Here is a 17,630-nt window from a genome sequence, read left to right as displayed (position 1 = left end):
AGTTATCACGGCCCGTCACCGTTGTGACGCAGAGCATCACGGGCTGCATTCCCACGCAGAGCGTGGGAACGATCAGTTCAGGCCCCAGGGCTTCGGTTCACCGAGCAACTGCCCCTGCACGCCATACAAGCCCATCTCGCGAATCACTGACAGCTCCCCTTCAGTCTCGACCCGTTCGGCAATCAGCGGCAGATCGATGCTGTGCGCCGCGCGCTGGATCGCTTCGATGAACAGGCGCTTGTCGCTCTCCTGATCGATCGCCCGAATGTAGCTGCCATCGATCTTCAAATACGCCAGACCCAACCGCGCCAGGTTGCCGATCATGCTGAAGCGCCCGCCGAAGCGCTGCAGGCTCAGCGAGAACCCGAGCTCGCGCAGGCGTCGGATCAACTGCTCCAGTACGGCTTGTTCAGGCAATTGCTCCTCGCCGATCTCCAGAGTAAGACGCGCGCCGAGATTGGAATGCGCGCGCAGAATTTCGAAGACTTTGTTCAGCGCCTGCGGGTCGGCCAGCGTTGCCGAGGACAGGTTCAGCGCCAGCGAATCCTCGTGCCCTTTCATCTGCTCGAGCACGCGTTCAAGCATCAGGCGATCGAGCCGTGCGGTCCAGCCGAAGCGCTCCAGCCAAGGCAGGAAGCGTCCGGCGGGAATGGTCTGGCCCTGCTCGTCGAGCAGGCGTGACAGCACCTTGTAATGCAGCACCAGTTGCGTGTCCTGCGCAGCGACCACCGGCTGGAAGTACAGCTCGAAACGCTGCTGACTCAAGGCCTCATCCAGCAGTCGATGCCAGGCGTGATGATCGTCACCGACCTCCGCCACCAGACTCTGATCGATGCACGCCCAATTCTGCTCGCCCTGTCCTTCGGCCTGTGCGAGCGCCTGATCGCCCAATGTCAGCACCGCTTGTGGTGAATCACCATGGGCAAACGGCGCCAGCCCGATCGAAGCCACCGCCGGCACATCGGTCGCGCCAGTGGCGTGCAGGCTGCTCAAGGCATTGTCGAGATTCTGCGCCAGCTGCAGCGCTTCCTCGCGCACCAGCCCCGGCGCCAACACGGCGAATTCACCGCCGCGAATGCGCGTGACCAAGTCCTGGGTTTGTGGATATCTGGCGCACTCGCGGGTCAGTTGCTCGCCGACGGCCTTGAGCAACTGGTCGGTACGCTGGCCGCCGAGACGCTGGTTGAGACCGGCCAGGTCCTTGACCCGCAACAGCAGCAGATAACCCGAACTGGCCTGCTCCGGGTTGCTCACGCGGTTGTGCAGTTGCATCTCGAAATAGCGGCGGTTGGCCAAGCCGGTGAGGTTGTCCTGATAGGACTCGGTACGCAGTTTTTCACTGCGCTCGGCCTGCTCCTGGAACAGCGTCTTGAGCTTCTCGACCATCTGATTCATTGCCTGCACCACGCGACGCAATTCAGGCGTGCGCGGCAGATCCGGCAGGCTGAGAAACTCGCGGCGGGCAATCGCATGGGACTGCTGGACCATGTAATCGAGGGGCTTCAACTGCCGACGCAGCAACAGCGCGCCGAGCACCGCACTCAATGCGCCGCAGATCAGCAACCAGCCAAGGCTGCCCAGTGCGCTCTGCCATAGCTTGGCCACGGCGAACATCGGATGGCTGACCACCTCGACCCGCGCCGCCTGCTCCCAGCCACGGCTGACCAGCGCATCGCCACCCGCCGGTTCGAGGCCGATCAGTCTGACGAACCAGTCCGGCACATTGCTCACCGCCGGGGTACCGCTGCGCTCGACAATGGTCTGCTCGGTCTTCACGTCGACCACGCGGATGCTCGCGTAATAACCGCTGTCGAAAATCGAACTGACCAGCAGCTCGACCATCGCCGGGTCGTCGATATTCGGCGTCAGCGACAACGCCAGTGCCGTCGCCGCGTCCTGTGCGTGGGAGCGCAACTGATTGACGTACTGGGTGCGCGAGCTCTCCAGGCTGACCATGAAGCTGCCGGTGAAGGCCACGACCAGGAACAGACAGATAGCGATCAACAGCTGTTTGAACAAAGACATCTGAGCGCGTGCTCCTAGTTAGTCGTCTCGACCGGAAAACCTTCGGCCTGCATTTTTTTCAGCACATCCTGCCAGCGCGACAGGCGTTTGGTGTCGCCGACCTTTTTATTGCCCTTGGCGCCGGGCAGATACAGACCTTCGGCATTGAAAGAGTAGACCGGCAGCAAATCGGTCCGCTGCGACGCCGGCTGGATCGGATCGATCAGGCTGTCGAGCACCAGCGGCATGGCATCGGGGGTCGCATAGTACGTCAACACCATGTGCGCGCGGTTCTGGCGCAGCGCCTTGACGTAGGTGATGCGCAGCTTGTCACTGGAAACGCCGAGATGGCGCAGGCTGAAATACTTGGCGATGGCGTAGTCTTCGCAGTCGCCGGCGCCCTTCCACAGCGCTTCGATCGGGGTTTCCCAATAATCCACTTCGCGCCACAGATCGATGTCTTCGACGTAACGCACCTGCTTGTTGAAGAACAGGTTCACCACCTTGAGCTTGTCCATCTCACTGGCCTGCTTTTGCGTCGCCAGCAGGTTCTGCCAGGCGTCGATGCGCTGCTGCCCCGCGCCCAGTGGCCCATAGAGAGCCGTGGCCTTGCGGCTGATCGCGGAAAAATCCCAATCGGCGTGCAGGCCGCCCAGCATGACGCCGGCCAGCAGCAATGCGCAGCCAAGCCAGCGCAAGGTCCGAGGGATCGCGAAACGTACCGCCACTGCAGGTTTCCAGAAGGACAGAAAGGAAGCGTTTGATGGTGAAGCTTAGCCCGGCAAAAAACAATGGCACCGTGAGATCATCGAAGACGCGCTAGACTTGAGATTGCCGCGCAACGTTTTACAAGGTTTGACAACCTGTAGAGCAATCACTAGTGTCATTTGGATCCAAATATTGCGACCTACAGGGTGTGTTGTCGTGACTCAGAAGCCCAAACCGCTGCACAGCATCAAAGTCGAAGGACCGATTCCTGCGCATCTGGCCCGGTCGGTGATCGAAGAAACCCTGCGCTCGGCCATTCTCGATGGCCGCCTGCCCTGTGGCACTGCACTGCGCCAGCAGGATCTGGCCGATCTGTTCGGGGTCAGCCGCATGCCGGTGCGCGAAGCCTTGCGCCAGCTCGAAGCGCAGGAGCTGCTTAGCGTCACTACGCACAAAGGCGCCGTGGTCGCCCCGCTGATCCAGGGCGATGCCGCTGAAACCTACGAGTTGCGCATTCTGCTCGAATCCGAGGCATTGCGGCAGTCCATTCCGCTGCTGACTGAGGCCGAGCATCAACTCGCCGCTGGCTACATCGACGAACTGGAAGCGCAGCACGACTACAACGAAATCGGCCGCCTCAACCGTCTCTTTCACATGGCCTTGTACAGCAAAGCGCCCAATCAGCGACTGCTGCGCCTAGTGGAGGACGGGCTGAACGAAGAAGAACGTTTTCTGCGGTTCAATCTGGAAGCGATGGGCTTAGGCAAGCTGTCCCAGGATGACCACCGCGCCATGCTTCAGGCCGTGATCGAGCGGGACATACCGCGCTCGCTCGCAATGCTGGAGCAGCACCTCAACCGTGGCGTTGAGGTTATCACCCGCTACCTGGCGACTCCCGCCGCACAGAAGCGTCACACCGCACGCTGATATCTCGTACGTCGAATAATCCTCTTACAAATCTTCGCGACCGCTCTGCTGCCGGCTCTGGCAGCGGATCGGCGTGCCCGCTGGTGCCCGCCCCGGCCCTGCCGACGCATTTCTGCTGCCCGCCGATGACCAATCGGTAATAGCCGTGACGGCAATTTACCCGCACTCTTCCAGCGCCACCCCTACAGAACGGGGACGCGCCGCCCTGACGGCACAGTCCCCGCAACAGGAACCTACGGAAGGAGCCTTGTCACGGGAAACAGGAAGTCATGGCGCCGGTCCCGGCCAACTTTCGCCCCCTTTGAATTCATAAATTTCCCTTGTTTAAAAGTTGCTTCGAGTGAGGCATTCACTCTTGTTATCGATTTTGGCCGTTATTAGCCGAAAGGAGTAACTACGCCCTAATAAAACTTGATCTGAAAGTTTTATCGGTAACTCTTATATTCAAAAAACAGCCAACTTAAAATAATTGAAAATAAACTTGTTAAATGCATTTGCCCTGTATTAGTTTTTCTCTCGCCAGGTTTGAACGTCGCCGTTCAGCGCGGCATACCTCACGCACCAACCGCAGCACCCGTGGCGCCGCAACGGCGCCACAGCGCAATCAATATTTGCCCGACCAACTTGCTATCCAACTTGCTCGACCGCTTACAGCAACTGAAAAGAACCGTGCACTTCAATCAATGATAAAGGACATCATGATGCCCACTAAGCAGCAACTCGCCCTGAAGAAAGTCGAACTGAGTATTCATCCGATCTTTTCCGAGATTACTTCGTTATCGGTATTACGCCGTTTCATGGAAACCCATGTATTTGCCGTATGGGACTTCATGTCGCTGACCAAGCGCCTGCAACAGGAACTGACCTGCACGCGTTTACCCTGGTTGCCGCCGCGCGATCCCCACGCGGCGCGGTTGATCAACGAGATCGTGCTGGGCGAGGAATCGGACGATCGCCTCGATGCCGGCCATTACAGCCACTTCGAGTTGTACCTGGATGCGATGCGCGAGATCGGCGCGAGCACCACGGCGGTAGAGCGCTTTGTCGCCCTGCAGCAGGAAGGCGTGAGTTATGACGTCGCGTTGCAGAGCGTCGACGTCGACCCGGCGGCCGCGCAGTTTGTCCGCGATACCTTGCGCATTGCCCTGGAGGCGCCGGGACACAGCGTTGCCGCCGCGTTCCTGCATGGTCGCGAGAGCGTCATTCCGACAATGTTCCAGCGCATCCTCGATGACTGGGGCATCGGCATCGAACAGGCACCGACTTTCCGTTACTACCTGCAACGGCATATCGAAGTCGATTCCGAAGATCACGGCCCCGCCGCCGAGCAGTTGCTGGAGCGTCTGGTGGACGGCGATCCGCAGCGCGCAGCCGAGGTTTACGCCAGCGCCATCGCCGCCGTGGAAAGCCGCATCGCCTTGTGGGACGGGCTGCGCCTGAGCATGGGCGTGGAAGTTGCCGAGGTGGCCCAATGAACGCTGCCGACTATCAATCCTTCGCCGAGGCCTGGGAAAGCCGCGCGACCATCCGCACCCGTCCACGGCGGCTGCTGGAAGACGATCAGCGCCTGATCTACCCGCTCAGCCGCCAGCCGCTGGTGCTCAGCGAAACCTTCCTGCGTGAATGCCCACAGCAACGTGATTTCGCCCTGGTGCAGACGTTGTACAAATTCATCAACGACGTAGTGATTTTCGAGACGGAAATCGTCGACAAGACCGCCCGCAGCATTGCCAAGAATCGCTTTGCCGTGGCGTTCCCGTTCGCCTGTCGCTACGACGCGATGACCGTGGTGGTCGATGAGGATTACCACGCGCTGGTGGCCATGGATTTCATGCAGCAAACGGTAGCGCTGACCGGTATCGAACCGATTCCGTTGCCCGACGAAATCGAGCTGAGCCGGGCAATTCCCGCCGCTGTTGCGCTGGCGCCGGACCACCTGCGCAGCGCGGTGGAACTGATCTGCGTGGCGATCGCCGAAAACACCGTGACCGGTGATGTCGCCGCGTTCGCCCGCGACGATTCGGTCAAGCCGTCGATCAAGGGCCTGATGGCCGACCACTTGCTCGACGAAGGTCGCCACTCGAGTTTCTGGGCGCGGATGGTGCGCATCTATTGGCACACCGCCAGCGACACGGACCGCGAAACCATCGCGCAGATTCTGCCGGTGTTCATCGGCCATTACCTGACCAACGACATCCAGAAGTCCTTCGATTTGCGCCTGATCGATGCGCTGCCGGTCAGCGAAACCACCCGACAGTCATTGCGTGAGGAGATCGCGGGATTCGCCTTTCCGATCAATCGCCACCACCCGTTGGTGTGCAACATCGTCAGGTTTTTCCACAACAGCTCGCTGCTCGACACACCGTGCGTGCAGCACGCCCTGCGCGACTATCTGGTTTGAGGAGGCCGACATGAAACGTCTCGACATTTTGCTCACCGGCGCCGGCCAGGCCATGACCGATCTGGCCCGGGAGCTCGAACAGCATGGCCATGCTGTGACCCGCAGCGGCGTGGCTCAAACGGCGTTGGATCTGATCATCGACGATGGTTTTATCGCTGCCGGCGACTTCTGCGCCATCCCGCATCTGCACTTGCGCCTGGGTGTCGCCGCGCAAGAGCATGGCGGCCTGCCGACCCTCGACTTGCTGTGCTTTCTCGGCTCGTCGCTGATCAGCCGTGTGCCGATCGGCGATGAGCCGTCCGGCAACGGTCAGTCGCTACGCCAACGAGCGCTCGCCCATGTGGTCGACGAAGTGGCGTTGCTGGTCAGCCGCTTTTCCCGCGATGCCGATTATTTGAGGCATGCCCCGGTCCTCAAAGCGCCGGATTTCGAACGGCTGGAAGACCTGCTGTTTCTCGACAAACTGGCGTACGTCCACCGTCTCAATGACACGACAAACCCGACGCTGCTGGAGCAGGCGCAAATCCCGCTGATCGAGCGCCTGCAACAGAGTCTGATCGAGCATGCCGAACGACCGGCGCTGCACCTCGGCGGACAGTCCATCAGCTACCGCCAATTGCACGCCCACAGCCGGGCGATCCAGCAGCGGTTGCTGCCCTTGCTTGAGCAATATCCGCAGCCGTGGGTAGTCGGCGTCTGCCAAGGCAAAAGCCCGGCGCTGTTCGCCTCGATTCTGGCGATTCTCGGCAGCGGCGCGGTGTACTTGCCCCTGGAACCGAGCCATCCATTGCCGCGTCAGCAATACATCCTGGAAAACGCCGGCGCGGTGCTGTTGCTTCACGATGGACAGCAGGCGCTCAGCGAGTCGATAGCGGGGCTGGAGGTCAGTGGCATCGAAGCGCCGAACGCCGATCTCGACCGGCCGCTGATGCAGCACCGCCCGGAACTTGATGCGCCGTGCATGGCGCTCTATACCTCGGGCACCACCGGGCATCCGAAAGGCGTGCTGCTCAGCCAGGCCAATCTCGCCCACTTCACCGCGTGGTACGCCGACTACGTGCAGTTGCACGCCGGAAGCCGGGTGTTGCAGTTCTCTTCGCTGAGCTTCGATTCTTCGCTGATCGATATCTTCCCCAGCCTGCTCGCTGGGGCGGAACTGATCGTGCCCGACGACACCCAGCGCCGTGATCCCTTGCAACTGGTTGCGCTGATTCGCCGTCGGCAACTGACCCACGCCTTCTTGCCGCCAGCGCTGTTGAGCATCCTGCCGCTGGAGCAACTGGAGGGCGTGCAGGTGATGACCGGCGGTGATGTCTGCGAGCCGTACGTCATCGAGCAACTGACCCGCCAAGGCACTCTGCACAACCTGTATGGCCCGACCGAAGCCACCGTGCTGATCACCGCGCGCCAGCTCAAACCGGGCGACAGCAACCGCACGCTGGGAGGGCCGATCGCCAACAGTCGGGTGCTGATTCTCGACGACGATCTGCAACCGGTGCCCGATCAAACCGTCGGTGAACTGTTCATCGTCGGCCCCGGTATCTGCCTCGGTTACCTGAACAATCCGCAGCAGACCGCCGAGCGTTATCTGAGCCTGTCACTGCCCGGCGGCGAAACCCTGCGCGCCTACCGTAGCGGCGACATGGCCAAGTGGGGAGAGCACGGTATCGAGCTGTGCGGGCGGCGCGACAATCAGGTGAAAATCCGTGGCTTCCGCGTCGAGCCGGAAGAGATCGAGCGCTGCCTGCGCGAGAGCCGCTTGTATCGGCAGATCGCCGTGGTCATCGACAGTCAGCGGCGCATTCTGGCGTTCCTCGCCCAGCCACAGACCGAGACTGCCCGCGACGCATTGAAGGCTCACGCCCGGCAGTTTCTGCCGGACTACATGCAACCGGGAGCGTGGACCGAACTGGCGCAGATGCCGTTCGCCAGTAACGGCAAAGTCGATCGCAAGGCGCTGTTGGCATTGCCGGTGACGGTCCAGGACAGCGCTGCGAAATGCCTGCCGGCCAATGCTGACGAAGCGCTGCTTCTTGAGGTCTGGGCCGAACTGCTGGAACTGCCGACCAGCGACATTTCCACTGACGAAAGCTTCTTCAATCTCGGCGGTCATTCGATCCTGCTGTCGCGAATGTTGCTGCGCTTGCGGGAGGAATTCGGCCGAAGCATTTCGATCAATCGCTTCATCGAACTGCCCACTATCAGCAAACTGGCGACGCTGGTGCGCGGCACCGATGACAGCGCCGTGCTCAGCGCTCAGGCCATGGCCGACGCCGAGCGCGCGCTGGACATCGAACCGCTGCCGATCAGCCGCATGGGCGATGTGCACAAGGTCATCGTCACCGGTGCCAACAGTTTTGTAGGCGTGCACATCGTCGAAGCGCTGCTCGGTTGGGGCGCCAGCGAAGTGGCCTGTCTGGTGCGCGACGGCGCCGAGCAAACGGCGGCGCAACGCTTCGCTCAGGCACTGCGCGAGAACCGTCTGGAGCACCTCGACCTGAGCCGTGTGCGGGTCTATCCAGCGGACATCAGTCGCCCGCAACTGGGCCTGGGCGATGAGGATTATCAGCGCCTGGATCGCGAGTTCGGTGCGCTGGTGCACAACGCCGCCAACGTCAACCACGTACTCGATTACGAGTCGCTGGCGGCGGACAACGTCGAGCCCATCTTCGCCCTGCTGAAGCTGTGCGAAGGGCGGAGCAAGAAGGTCTTCAACTTTGTCTCGACCCTGTCGGCATCCAGCACCGTGGATGATGCCGGTCGAGTGCTGGAACTGCCCGCCGCCGCGACGCCGCCGATCTACATTCGCAACGGCTACAACCTGTCGAAGTGGGCCGGCGAACGCATCCTCGAACGGGCGCGCGAGCGCGGTGTGCGGGTCAATCTTTATCGCCCTGGCAACATCAGTTTCAACAGCCTCAGCGGCGTTTGCCAGCCGCACAAAAACCGTTTGATGCTGATGCTCAAAGGCTCGATCCAGCTCGGTCAGGTGCCGGCCTTTGCGTTAAATTTCGACTTGATGCCGGTGGACTTTCTCGCCCGCTTCATCGCCTTTCATGCCAGCCGTTATTCAGCGGATCGCGCGGTGTTCAATCTGCACAACCCCGAGCCGCTGAGCTGGGATGCCTACGTCGCTTCGTTCCGCGAAACCGGCAGCGAGTTTGCGCTGGTCAGCGTCGCCGACTGGCAGCAGCAATTGAGTCGGGTCGACGCCGACAACGCGCTGTTTGGCGTGCTCGGCTTCTACCTAAATGGTTTCGAAGAAGACATCGGCGACATCTCGCTGATCGGCCACGCCAACGCCGAGGCCGGCGTGCAGCAGATGGGCGCGCACTACCCACAGAAATCCCCGGCGCTGCTGCGTCGCGGCTGCGACTACCTGAAAGAAATCAACTTCATCTGACTCATCCACAAGGAGCAACACCATGAGCAATCTGCAACCCGACACCCTGATCAAAAACCCGCAAGGCTGCCGCGTTGTGTCGTCGGTGGAAGTGCCGGCGGACGCGGCAAAAGTCTGGGCGATCGTTGGCGATTTCGCTGGCTTCGATCGATTCATTCCGGCGCTGTCGCACACCGAAATGACCGGCGAGGGCGTGTCATCGCTGCGCAAGAAAATCTTCAAGGACGGCAACGTCGTGGTCGAGCAACTCAACTCGCGCGATGAACAGGCGCGGCGCATGACCTGGACGACGATCTACAACACGTTGGGGGTGGCGAATCTGTGGGCAGCGATGCAGGTGGAGTCGCTGAGCGAAGGGAAGTCGCGGGCGACCTGGACGATCATTGCCGAACCGGCTGCGGGTGGGGATGAAGCATTGCCGGGGTTCAGGGATTTCGTGCAGGGGTTTGCCGATGATGCGATGGGCAATGTGCTGAAGCTGTTTGTTTAAGGCATCGGTTTGGCGGTGATTGAACCGCCGCTTTCGCGAGCAGGCTCGCTCCCACATTTGGAATGCATTTCCCTGTGGGAGCGAGCCTGCTCGCGAAGAACGATAACGCGGTCTGCGATCTGTGAATCAGATCTTGAAGCTGTCGACCAACTGCTTCAACCGGTTCGCCTGCTGCGACAACGCATCACAATCCTTCAACGTTTCGTTGAGGTTGGCCACGCTCTGCTGGTTCAACAGGTTGATCTGATTGACGTCGACGTTCAGCGTTTCCACCACCGCCGTCTGCTCTTCAGTCGCCGCTGCAACCGATTGGTTCATACCGTCGATTTCGCCGATGCGCTGGGTCACGCTGACCAGACGCAGACCGGCCTGATTCGCCACTTCCACGCTCTGCTCGCTGGACGCCTGACTGGCGTTCATCGTGCTCACCGCTTCGCGCGAGCCGACCTGCAGCGAGGTGATCATCTTGTGGATCTCTTCCGCCGATTCCTGAGTGCGATGCGCGAGGTTACGCACCTCATCGGCGACCACGGCAAAACCGCGCCCGGCTTCACCGGCACGCGCGGCCTCGATGGCAGCGTTGAGCGCCAGCAGGTTGGTCTGCTGCGAGATGCCTTTGATCACATCGAGAATGTGGCCAATGTTGTCGGTGCTCGCGTTCAAGGTTTCGATCTGCGTGCACGACAGGCTGATCTTCTGCGACAGCTCGGTCATCGCCTGAATGGTTTGCTCGACCACCTGACGACCGTCGTCGGCCTGCTCGGAAGCACCGCTGGCGTGCTGCGAAGCATCCGCCGCGTTGCGCGCGATCTCCTGAGTGGCGGCGCCCAGCTGATTGATCGCCGCCGCGACGCTGTTGGTGCGCGCACTTTGCTCGTCGGAACCGACGATCGAAGCGTTGGACGAAGCCATCACCCGTTGCGACAGGTCATGTACGTGACGGGTCGCCGACGACACTTCGGAAATCGATGCGTGAATCCGTTCAACGAACTGGTTAAACGCGCTGCCCAGTTCACCGAACTCGTCTTTGCTTTCAACCACCAGACGCCGGGTCAGGTCGCCCTCGCCCTGGGCAATGTCCTTCATCGCGCGGCCCATGGTGGTCAGCGGACGCATCAACACGTTGATCAACAGGCTCAACAGCAACGCAATCGCCGCGACTGCGACAAACATGGCGATCAATGCCGAGGTGCGGAATTGGCTGAGGGCGGCGTAGGCCTTGTCGCGATCGATCGACAGACCGATGTACCACTGCGCATTCGGCAGATCGCTGACCGGGGTGAACGAGAGAATGCGCTCCTGACCGTTGAGCACGACGTTCTGGTTGCCCTTCTCGATGCGCACGCTGGTGTTCGGGTAGATGTCCTTGAGGTTTTTCATTACCTGATCTTTGTCCGGGCTGACGATCACCTGACCGTCGGCACTGACCAGAAACGCATGGCCGAGGCCACCGAAGTCCACCGAGTTGATGATCTTCACCAGGGTTTCCAGGCTCAGGTCACCGCCGACCACACCGAGCAATTCACCGTCCTTTTTCACCGGCATGGCGATGGTCACCACCAGGCCACCGACGGCCGCCATGTACGGCGGGGTCAGCATGGTTTTATCGGCGGCCACTGCCTGCTTGTACCAAGGGCGCTGACGCGGATCGTAACCGTCCGGCATCTTCGCATCGGGGCGCTGGGTGAAGACACCGTTGGCCTGCCCGACATAAGTGAACTGGAAGTTCGACGTGAAGGCCGGTTGATCGACAAGACCGGGGAGGTCGGCATTCCTGCCTTGATGGGCAACGTTCTGCGCGAGGTTTTCCAGCACCAGAATGCGCCCGCTCATCCAGTTCTGCACGCTGCTGGCGGTGAGGTCACCGGCCTGTTGCACGGAGGACTGCAGGTTCTGGCGAATGGTGTTTCGCTGCAGATAATCGTTGTAGAGCGTGAACAACGCGAACGCCAGGACCACGACGCCCGAAGCGGCCAGGAGGATTTTATGGCTGAACTTGAGATTCATTTCATGGGACTTCTTATGCCAAAAGGGGGGATGCGTTTCCGGATGCAACATTCCATGTACGGCGCAGGCAGCGTTCTTCTGGCCGCTCTACTTTGGTGCACGCATTTCTCACCAGTCTGTCGGCCAGCGACGGAGAAATCTTAGGGGCGCGTGAGAAATGGACGGGGTTTGTGCAGGATTCCCGCCGAACGGCGTGCCAGAGCGGCTGCGAGGGAATTTTTCGCATCGACATGGGGGCGATAGTTGCAAAATCTGCAACCCTTGATGACAATGCGACTAATTATCATTTGTGACGTTCGGGCTGGCGTGGTCATGTCTTCACCTGAGTTGGTCGTACAGGCGCTTTACGGTAGTCATCACGGCTGGCTCAACGCTTGGCTGCGCGCGCGGCTGGGCAACGCAGCGGATGCAGCGGATCTGGCTCAGGACACTTTCCTGCGCCTGCTGCAACGTACCGAACGCCTCGAACTGAAAGCGCCCCGAGCTTTCCTGCGAACCATCGCGCGCGGTCTGGTAATCGATCATTGGCGCCGCGAGGAAATCGAGCGGGCCTATCTGGAGACCATTGCTCACTTGCCTGAAGGCGAAGTACCTGACGCCGAATCGCGCGCGTTGGTCTTGGAACTGCTGGAAAGCATTGCGCGCATGCTCGAAGGACTTAAGCCGAAAGTGCGTCAGGCGTTTCTCCTGGCGCAGTGCGAAGGTTTGACTCACAAACAGATCGCCGAGCAGTTGGGCGTGGCGGTACGTTCAGTGGAACGCTACGTCGCCGACGCGCTATATCACTGCTATGTGTTGCGGTATGAAAGCTGATGCCTGTGGATAACCTCTCACTCGCTCGCCGCGTCGAACCGCGGCAACAGGTGGTCAAGCAAGCGATTCACTGGCTGCTGCGGCTACGCAACAACCACGGCAATTCGCGGCTGACTCGCCAATGCGAGCAGTGGCGCGCCGAGCATCACGAACATGAAATCGCCTGGCAGCGGGTGCAGTCGCTGCAAGCCGAATTGAACTCCAGTCTGCGCGCCGTGCCGGGTGCGCAGGTCGCTTTCAACACCTTGGAAAACAGTACGCAGGGGCTGGGCCGACGCCAGGCCTTGAAGTTATTGTCGGGCGCGCTGTTGATGGGCTCCGCCGCGTGGCTGGCCAAGGACAGCGCCGCCTGGCAGCAATGGAGTGCCGACTACGCGACGGCGACCGGCGAACGGCGCGGTTTCCAGTTGCCCGACGGTACGCGGATCGAACTCAACACCGCCAGCGCCGTGGATCTGGACTACACCGCGCAGCAACGTCTGATCAAACTGAGCCGTGGCGAAATCATCGTTACCTGCGGCGGCTCTGACGAGGGCGCGGCGACCGATCGACCGCTGCGCATACAGAATCGCCACGGCAGTTATGCGCCGGTCGATGCGCGTTTCATTTTGCGTCAGGAAGAACGGTGCACGCGGCTCAGCGTTACCCGTGGCCGGGTGTTGGTTCGCGCTGGCGGTCATTCCCTCGAAGCGCTCGCCGGGCAAAGTTTTCTGGTCGACCAAAGCGGTTTGCGCGCTGCACCGACACTGGATATGGATGCGGGCGCCTGGCTCGACGGTTTGATTGTCACGCGCAATATGCGGCTGGGCGACTTCCTCGCTGAAGTCGGCCGTTATCGCCCGGGTTATCTCCATTGTTCGGCGGATATCGCAGACCTGCGCCTTTCTGGGGTGTTCCGTCTGGAGGACACCGACAGGCTGCTGGCGGTCCTGCCGCAGACGCTGCCGGTGCAATTGCGTTATCGCACCCGCTGGTGGGTGACCCTGGAACGTGCGGTGTGATTTATTTTTGGCGGGTTTTCGCAGGCAGTCCGGCTTAGTCAGTAAGCACTTCAACTCAGCCCACGCGACTGCCTACGGAAATCCACAATGACTGTCCGCGCCATTTGTAAGAACCCTCTGAATTTCACTGCAGAATCGACACTACTGCGCCATGCGGTTCGCGCGGCACTGCTGACCACCGCGCTGGGCGTCAGCGTTTTACCGAGCCTGAGTCTGGCCGCCAACACCGGCACCGAGATCAGCCACCGCTACAACATTGCTCCCGGGCCATTGGGTGAAGCGTTGAATCAGTTTGCCCGGCAGGCCGGCATCACCTTGGCGATGACTCCGCAACAGACTCAAGGTCAGCAATCTCCCGGCGTGCAGGGTGAATATTCGACCGACCAGGCCTTGAGCCATTTGCTCGGCGGCTCCGGACTGGAAGCCGTCAGCCAGGACGGCAGCAGCTACATTCTGCGCCCGCTGGCTGAAAGCGAAGCACTGGCCTTGCCGACCACCGACATCAAAGGCTTCGCCCTCGGCAACGCGCTGGGCAGCATGGCCGGCTACAACGCCACGCACAGCCAGATCGCCACCAAGACCAGTACCGCGCTGCTGGAGACCTCGCAAAGCGTATCCGTGGTGACGCGTGAGCAAATGGATGACCAAGGCTCGCAAACCGTCTCGCAAGCGATGCGCTACACCCCGGGTGTGCTGACCAACCCGTATGGCGCCACCCATCGTTACGACTACGTGGCGATGCGCGGTTTCAACGACGGCTCGGTGGACAACATCTACCTCGACGGCCTCAAGTCGATGGGCGACAGCGGCACCTACAGCACCATGCAGGTCGATCCGTATTTCCTTGAGCGTGTGGACATTCTCAAAGGCCCGTCGTCCGTGCTGTACGGCCGTAGCTCGCCCGGCGGTCTGGTCGCGCTGACCAGCAAAAAGCCGTTGTACGAGGCTTATCATCAGGTTCAGGCCACAGTGGGGACGCAAGGCCAGCGTGGGGTTGGGTTTGACTTCAGCGGTCCGGTCGATGACGACAAGCGCATTGCCTATCGTCTGACCGGATTGAGCGATCAGTCCGACACGCAATTCGATCACAACAAGGAAAAACGCTTCGCCCTCGCGCCGACGTTGAGCATCGATTTCAGCGAAGACACCTCGCTGACCCTGCAGGCCTATCTGCAACACGATCCGGACGGCGGCTACCACGGCGGCGTTCCGGCGGACGGCACGATCCATCAGCGCAATGGCGAACGCATCTCGCCGCGCTTCTTCGAGGGCGAGCCGGGTATCGATGGTTACTCCCGTGACCAGCAATCGTTCGGCTACCAGTTCGAACATCGCTTCAACGATGTCTTCACGGCACGGCAGAACTTCCGCTATCTCGATTCCAAAGTGAACATGGATCAGGTCTACGCCTATGGCTGGACCACCCCGACCAGCAATGAACTGAACCGCTATTACACCGGCGGTGATGAGCGCCTGCATGCGTTCATCGTCGACAACATGCTGCAGGCCGAATTCTTCACCGGCGCGACCAAGCACACAGTCCTGATGGGCGCGGACTATCAACGGCGCAAAACCGTGGTCGACTGGACCAGCGGTGGCCTCGCGCCGATCAATGCGTTCAATCCGGTGTACGGTAACTCGGCGATCGAGATGTACGGCGACACCAGCTATCTGCGTCGTCTGGAGCAGACCGGTGTGTATCTGCAAGACCTGATCGAGATGGACAAGTGGCGCTTCTCGCTGGGCCTGCGTCAGGACTGGGTCGAGACATCCGATGAAAACCGCATCGCCGAAGCGGGGCGGCCGGTGGGTACAGAGATCAATGATCGGCGCACGAAACTCACTGGGCGTGCCGGCGCTTTATATCTGTTTGATAACGGTCTGGCGCCATACATCAGCTACTCCGAGTCGTTTAACCCGAACTCCTATGCCGACAGCGCCGGTAATCCACTCGCCCCTACCGATGGCACACAGTGGGAAGTCGGTTTGAAGTATCAGCCGCCGGGCACCGATAACCTGTTTACCGCCTCGCTGTTCCGCATCGACCAGGAAAACCTCGCAACCAAACTGCCGCAGGAAAACTTCTATCGCGCGGTCGGTGCCGTACGCTCGCAAGGTCTGGAGCTGGAAGCGCACATGCAACTGACCGATAACTTGAAAGTGCTCGGCAGTTACACCTTCACTGATATCGAATATTCCAAATCGATGATCAGCACCTTGAGCACGCCGACCGATGTAATCGAGAACAAGGGCAACTCACCGACTCAGGCGCCGCGACACATGGCCTCGCTGTGGGCTGACTACAAGTTCGACAGCGCCGCACTTGATGGGCTGCGCCTGGGTGGTGGGGTGCGCTATGTCGGCTACAGCTGGGCCGATGCGGAGAACACGATGAAGGTGCCGTCTTACACGCTGTTCGATGCCTCGATTGGTTATGACCTGGGCAAGATTGGTTTGAAGGGTGTTGATGTTCGGCTCAACGCGAACAACCTGACCAATGAATCCTATGTCGCGTCCTGCGCCAGTCTGAACTTCTGCTACATGGGCGAAGAACGCAACGTAGCGGCGACCGTCAGCTATCAGTTTTAAAGCTATGTCCTGTGCATAAAAAAGCCAGCCCCTGCTATCAGGGGCTGGCTTTGTCGTATCTTCGGGGTGTTTTGTATGCGTGCGTTTCTGGTGTTGTTGCATCGGTACATTGGCTTGGCCAGTGCGGTGTTTTTATTGTTGGCCGGGCTTACCGGCAGTGTGCTGGCGTTTAATCACGAACTGGATGAGTGGCTGAATCCGCAGTTCTACGAGGCGACATCAGTGGGTGAGCGCTTGTCGCCGGGCGCGTTGGTAGATGCAGTGCAGACTGCACATCCGAAACTGCAAGTCTGGTACATGGAGTATCCGCAGGAGGCGGGGCATACGGCGCTACTGGCGGCCGTTCCTCGTAAAGATCCAGCAACGGGCCAGCCGTTCGATGAGCTCAATCAGGTGTTCTATCTGGACCCGGTCAGCGCGGAGCAAAAAGGCGCGCGCTACTGGGGTGAATGCTGTTTTCAGCGGGAGAACTTCATTCCTTTCATTCTGGAGTTTCACTACAACCTGACGTTGCCCGGTAACTGGGGACTGCTGTTGATGGGCTTGGTGGCCATCGCGTGGGTGATCGACTGTTTTGTCGCATTGTGGCTGACCTTGCCGCGCGGCAAGCCATTCTGGAAGAAGTGGGCTACTGCATGGAAGGTCAAAGGCGGGCATGCCTACCGCTTGAACTTCGATCTGCATCGCGCTGGCGGATTGTGGTTGTGGCTACTGCTCTTACCGATCGCCGTTAGTAGCGTGGCGATGAACTTGCCGAGCCAGGTATTCAAGCCTGCGGTTTCTTTGTTTTCGCCCATCGAGCCGAGCGTATATGAATCCAGAGGACGAATGCCCGCCAATCAACTGGGTACGACACAGTTGAGTTATCAACAGGCGTACCAAAGGGCATTGCAGGAAGGGAAACGATTAGGACTGACGGCGGCAATCGGCGAGTTGTATTACAGCTTTGAGTACAACTTCTACGGCGCAGGATTTGGACAGCACGATACGGACGCACACGGTAAATCCTGGTTGTTCTTTCACGGTACCGATGGTCGATTATTGGGACAGGAGATCGCGGGACAGGGCACGCTCGGAGAGCAGTTCTATCGACTTCAGTTGCCCATACATGGAGGAAGGATCATCGGGGTGACAGGGCAGGTAATGATCGCGGTGCTGGGTGTGTTGATTGCGGTGTTATCAGGGACGGGACTTTATATCTGGTGGTGCAAGTGGCAGGCAAGACGCAAAACTAGGATCCGAAGAACAGCCTGATCTTTCGTACACGCTTAAATGACAAAACCCCTG

12 protein-coding genes and 1 pseudogene are annotated in these 17,630 nt (G+C 60.1%); 9 read left to right on the top strand and 4 right to left on the bottom strand.

Translation table 11 applies throughout. The features are described from left to right. Nucleotides 1-72: 72 nt before the first annotated feature. Both lapD and lapG read right to left on the bottom strand, forming a co-directional pair. Nucleotides 73-2,025, bottom strand: a complete 1,953-nt coding sequence (gene lapD / locus HU724_RS01670; protein WP_186569850.1) for a cyclic di-GMP receptor LapD — start codon at nt 2,023-2,025, stop codon at nt 73-75. A 14-nt stretch (nt 2,026-2,039) separates the two neighbouring features. Continuing rightward, nucleotides 2,040-2,732, bottom strand: a complete 693-nt coding sequence (gene lapG, locus HU724_RS01665; RefSeq protein ID WP_041479715.1) for a cysteine protease LapG — start codon at nt 2,730-2,732, stop codon at nt 2,040-2,042. Nucleotides 2,733-2,928: 196 nt separating this feature from the next. Between lapG and HU724_RS01660 the strand changes: the two genes are divergently transcribed. From HU724_RS01660 to HU724_RS01640, 5 genes are all read left to right on the top strand, one after another. After that, on the top strand, nt 2,929-3,639 hold the full coding sequence (locus HU724_RS01660; protein WP_016772282.1) for a GntR family transcriptional regulator: 711 nt from the start codon (nt 2,929-2,931) through the stop codon (nt 3,637-3,639). A 698-nt stretch (nt 3,640-4,337) separates the two neighbouring features. Next, a complete protein-coding gene (locus tag HU724_RS01655) occupies nt 4,338-5,114 on the top strand; it encodes a DUF3050 domain-containing protein (RefSeq protein WP_186569849.1) in 777 nt (258 codons plus the stop codon). Beyond that, on the top strand, nt 5,111-6,040 hold the full coding sequence (locus tag HU724_RS01650; RefSeq protein WP_186569848.1) for a diiron oxygenase: 930 nt from the start codon (nt 5,111-5,113) through the stop codon (nt 6,038-6,040). The genes HU724_RS01655 and HU724_RS01650 overlap by 4 nt, the downstream gene beginning before the upstream one ends. Nucleotides 6,041-6,050: 10 nt before the next feature. Continuing rightward, a complete protein-coding gene (locus tag HU724_RS01645) occupies nt 6,051-9,443 on the top strand; it encodes a non-ribosomal peptide synthetase (RefSeq protein WP_186569847.1) in 3,393 nt (1,130 codons plus the stop codon). A gap of 22 nt (nt 9,444-9,465) precedes the next feature. Beyond that, on the top strand, nt 9,466-9,933 hold the full coding sequence (locus HU724_RS01640) for an SRPBCC family protein (protein WP_186569846.1): 468 nt from the start codon (nt 9,466-9,468) through the stop codon (nt 9,931-9,933). 126 nt (nt 9,934-10,059) lie between these two features. Here the strand turns inward: HU724_RS01640 and HU724_RS27870 are convergent, their stop codons facing one another. Both HU724_RS27870 and HU724_RS27865 read right to left on the bottom strand, forming a co-directional pair. Further along, nucleotides 10,060-10,845, bottom strand: a complete 786-nt coding sequence (locus HU724_RS27870; RefSeq protein WP_370593577.1) for a methyl-accepting chemotaxis protein — start codon at nt 10,843-10,845, stop codon at nt 10,060-10,062. A 69-nt stretch (nt 10,846-10,914) separates the two neighbouring features. Then, nucleotides 10,915-11,940 (bottom strand): annotated as a pseudogene (locus tag HU724_RS27865) (HAMP domain-containing protein); the annotation flags it as partial. Nucleotides 11,941-12,252: 312 nt separating this feature from the next. On the opposite strand from HU724_RS27865, the gene HU724_RS01630 reads away from it, so the two are divergent. The 4 genes from HU724_RS01630 to HU724_RS01615 all read left to right on the top strand — a co-directional run bounded on the left by HU724_RS01630 (nt 12,253) and on the right by HU724_RS01615 (nt 17,597). After that, a complete protein-coding gene (locus HU724_RS01630; RefSeq protein ID WP_186569845.1) occupies nt 12,253-12,753 on the top strand; it encodes a sigma-70 family RNA polymerase sigma factor in 501 nt (166 codons plus the stop codon). After that, entirely contained in the window at nt 12,753-13,754 is a 1,002-nt protein-coding gene (locus HU724_RS01625) for a FecR domain-containing protein (RefSeq protein WP_186569844.1), read from the top strand. The genes HU724_RS01630 and HU724_RS01625 overlap by 1 nt, the downstream gene beginning before the upstream one ends. Nucleotides 13,755-13,841: 87 nt before the next feature. Continuing rightward, nucleotides 13,842-16,343 carry a TonB-dependent siderophore receptor gene (locus HU724_RS01620; RefSeq protein WP_186569843.1) on the top strand — a complete coding sequence of 834 codons (2,502 nt, stop codon included), beginning with the start codon at nt 13,842-13,844 and terminating at the stop codon, nt 16,341-16,343. Nucleotides 16,344-16,418: 75 nt separating this feature from the next. Next, nucleotides 16,419-17,597 (top strand): PepSY-associated TM helix domain-containing protein, encoded by a 1,179-nt coding sequence (locus HU724_RS01615; RefSeq protein WP_186569842.1) that lies wholly within the window; start codon nt 16,419-16,421, stop codon nt 17,595-17,597. Nucleotides 17,598-17,630 lie beyond the last annotated feature (33 nt).

This window comes from Pseudomonas iranensis (genome assembly GCF_014268585.2).
Classification (GTDB): domain Bacteria; phylum Pseudomonadota; class Gammaproteobacteria; order Pseudomonadales; family Pseudomonadaceae; genus Aquipseudomonas; species Aquipseudomonas iranensis.
The sequence above is the reverse complement of the archived record's forward strand: the minus strand, read 5'-3'. Positions and strand labels throughout refer to the sequence as shown.